This window comes from Moorena sp. SIO4A5 (assembly GCF_010672005.1).
In the GTDB taxonomy this organism is placed as follows: domain Bacteria; phylum Cyanobacteriota; class Cyanobacteriia; order Cyanobacteriales; family Coleofasciculaceae; genus Moorena.
The window spans coordinates 1-3,264 of sequence record NZ_JAAHHZ010000551.1; the positions used below are offsets into that span (position 1 = coordinate 1).

Sequence of the window (3,264 nt, forward strand, 5' to 3'; positions counted from 1 at the left end):
CATAACCAACTCAACGATAACACTAAGTTTAACCGCACTGGATTTATCTGACGTTATCAAGGCATCTCAAGCCATTTCAGAAGAAATAGTTTTCGATAATTTACTGGACAAGTTGATGCATATTCTCCTGACTAATGCTGGGGCTAAAAAGGGGTTTATCATTTTGTCAAAAGAAAATAAACTGATGATAGAGGCAGCCGGTTCAGTGGTTAACAATGGCGTAACAGTAAGGCATTCAATTCCAGTAACCATTACTCAGCAATTGCCCAAATCTGTAATTAATTATGTCGCTATCAGTCAAGAAAATTTGATTTTAAATAATCTGGTTACTAACTCTACTTTTGCTGATGATATATACATCATAAAGCATCAGCCAAAGTCAGCTGTGTGTTTGCCACTTCTGCGTAAAAAAAATATGATTGGTATGGTGTATTTAGAAAATAATATAATTTCTGGAAATTTTACCAATGAACACGTAGAAGTGTTAAGCCTTCTGTGTAATCAAGCGGCAATTTCTTTGGAAAATGCCACGCTTTACCAGACCTTGCATGACGTTCAAGTTAGGGAGAGACTCGAAAAACAGATTCGCAAATCTCTGGAAAGAGAAAAGGAACTCACTGAACTCAAATCTCGATTTATCTCTATGACTTCCCACGAGTTCCGCACCCCCCTAACCAGTATTATGGGGATTACTGAAATTTTCAAATATTACAGCCAGAATTGGAATGAGGAGAAAAAACAAAACTATCTAGATCGGATTCAAGCCAATATAAAACATATGCTCCACATGTTAGATGACGTGTTGGTAGTCAATAAAGCCAACGCCGGAAAACTAAAATTCAACCCTACACCATTAAATTTACTTGAATTCTGCCGTGACTTAGTCGAAGAGATAGAACTAGGTCTTAACACCAAACAAACCCTTGTTTTTGCTATTCAAGGTGAATGCCCAGAGGCTGAGTTCGATGAACAACTGCTCAGACACATCTTGAGAAATTTGCTATCAAATGCTACTAAATATTCCCCCAATGAGAGCACCATAAACTTTGACTTGATTTGTAATCAAGAAGAGGTTACCTTTAAGGTTAAAGACCAGGGTATTGGTATTCCAGAAGAAGACCAAAAGCAACTGTTTGAGTCATTTCATCGATGCAATAATGTAGGCAATATTCCAGGAACTGGACTCGGACTTGCAATTGTCAAACAGTCTGTGGAAGTACACGGTGGTGAAATTACGGTAAATAGCCAGGTCGGTATTGGCACAACGTTTACTGTCACAATTCCACTGTACTCCCCTGCTGCAGCACCAGAGCAAGTACAAAGACCGAGAGCTGTTTGCCAGTTGGCAGTTGGCAGTTGATCCTAATAGGAATTATGATTATGCCTAGAACAAAAGATTAGTTTTAATTGGTCTTTAAAAACGTTGATAAATGTTGTTTTTTTTAAGGAGTAACTGATATATGTCGCAGATTTTAGTTATTGAAGACGAGGAAGATATCCGTACGATTATTGTTGAAATACTTCGGGCTGAAAATTTCGATGTTATTGAAGCAGAAAATGGTGAAATCGGAGTGGAATTGGCAAAAAATGAAAGTCCTGATTTGATTATTTGCGATATTAAAATGCCGAAACTGGATGGTTACGGTGTAATGATTCAGTTACAAGAAATTCCATCCACCCAGACAATTCCCTTGATTTTTCTTACGGCTAAATCTACAAAAAGTGATCTGCGGATGGGGATGGAACTGGGCGCAGATGATTATCTGACCAAGCCATTTACTAGAGATGAATTATTAGGAGCAATCACAACCCGCTTAGCCAAGCAGATGGCTGTTGAGCAAGAATCTCAAAAACAGGTCGATGAATTGCGCGATAACATCACTCATGCACTACCTCATGAGTTGCGTACTCCTCTCAATGGCATTTTGAATCTTGCCCAATTCCTGATAGAAGATTATGATACCATAGAGCGGGGTGAAGCTATGGAAATGCTTCAGGAAATCCGTGTATCTGGAGAACGTTTATATCGGCTCACCCATAATTTTTTACTCTATGCAGAACTAGCGCGAATCGAGCAACAACCTAAGCAAGCCAGGAAGCTGCTTGATTATGGAGAGCAAAGTTTTACTAGAACAATTATCCAAGACCTTGCTATCCAAAAATGTCTGAAGGTAAACCGGAAAGACGATTTGCACTTAGAACTGCAAGAAGTAGTTGTCAATATTTACCAATCCAAATTCACTAAAATTGTTGAAGAAATCATTGATAATGCCTTGAAGTTTTCCGAGTTTGGTAAGCCGATTAAGATTCAGAGTTATTTCCAGGATAATAAGTTAAATATTTTGGTGATCGATCAGGGACGAGGCATGACACCAACTCAAATTGCTAAACTCGGAGCCTATATGCAATTTGATCGTAAACTCTACGAGCAACAAGGTTCTGGATTAGGGTTGATTATTGCCAAACTGTTGACTGAATTACATGGTGGAGAATTAAACATAACCAGTTCCCCAGGACAACAAACAATTGTCCATGTTATACTTCCAGGAAAATTATCAATTTAAGGATTGATTCTTGATTGTTGATTACTAAAGTTTAATAATTAAACTTTAATTTTTCAGGGTTCATCTATAATATCAAGTATGCTGTAAGCCTATGGGCTACAGATGGTGCTACTTGAGGTGCAGTTAGCGATCAGCAATAGCAAAGGGAACAGGGAATAGGGAGTAGGGAATAGGGAGTAGGGAGTAGGGCATCAAAAATTATCACAATTGATTTAGGTACTCTATAGTAACTGCTTGTGCAGCATGAAGCTATGGCTTTAGCTGACTGCACCTCAAGTAGCGTGCCCGTAGCGCATATGCTTAAGTGTTAGTTTTTTGCTCAAAAGTCTGTTGTCATTTGTTATTGGTATTAAGAGTCCATAGCCTCAACACCTGCAGAAGACTCTTGTATTATACAATATCAATGCGCTTCGGACTTGATATCATGCAAAACTTTCTTCTGGCCATTGATTTTTCCGAGATCACCCCAGTAGTGATTGCCCAAGCCGAGTCTTGAATCCTTAATCCTTGATCATAAAATTCATGCATCCAGTTGATTACATCATTGTTACTATTTACCTGATTTGCATAGTCGTTTTTGGGGTTATTCTTCAACGGAAAGCATCTGAGGGTATAGAATCCTACTTTTTGGGAAATCGCAATCTGCCCTGGTGGGTTTTGGGGGCTTCTGGAATGGCCTCCAATACTGATTTGGCTGGGA

4 protein-coding genes are annotated in these 3,264 nt (G+C 38.8%); 2 read left to right on the forward strand and 2 right to left on the reverse strand.

The window, feature by feature from the left end; all coding sequences use genetic code 11:
- A partial coding sequence (locus tag F6K57_RS40815) for a GAF domain-containing sensor histidine kinase (protein WP_293074660.1) occupies nt 1-1,360 on the forward strand: 1,360 nt, incomplete at its 5' end.
- Nucleotides 1,361-1,460: 100 nt separating this feature from the next.
- Nucleotides 1,461-2,564, forward strand: a complete 1,104-nt coding sequence (locus F6K57_RS40820) for a response regulator (protein ID WP_293074663.1) — start codon at nt 1,461-1,463, stop codon at nt 2,562-2,564.
- A 130-nt stretch (nt 2,565-2,694) separates the two neighbouring features.
- Here F6K57_RS40820 and F6K57_RS40825 read toward each other — a convergent pair whose 3' ends face one another.
- Both F6K57_RS40825 and F6K57_RS40830 read right to left on the reverse strand, forming a co-directional pair.
- Nucleotides 2,695-2,835: a hypothetical protein gene (locus F6K57_RS40825; protein ID WP_293074666.1), complete on the reverse strand. Its 141-nt coding sequence runs from the start codon at nt 2,833-2,835 to the stop codon at nt 2,695-2,697.
- A 119-nt stretch (nt 2,836-2,954) separates the two neighbouring features.
- The coding region (locus F6K57_RS40830; protein ID WP_293074709.1) for a hypothetical protein at nt 2,955-3,264 on the reverse strand (310 nt) is incomplete at its 5' end.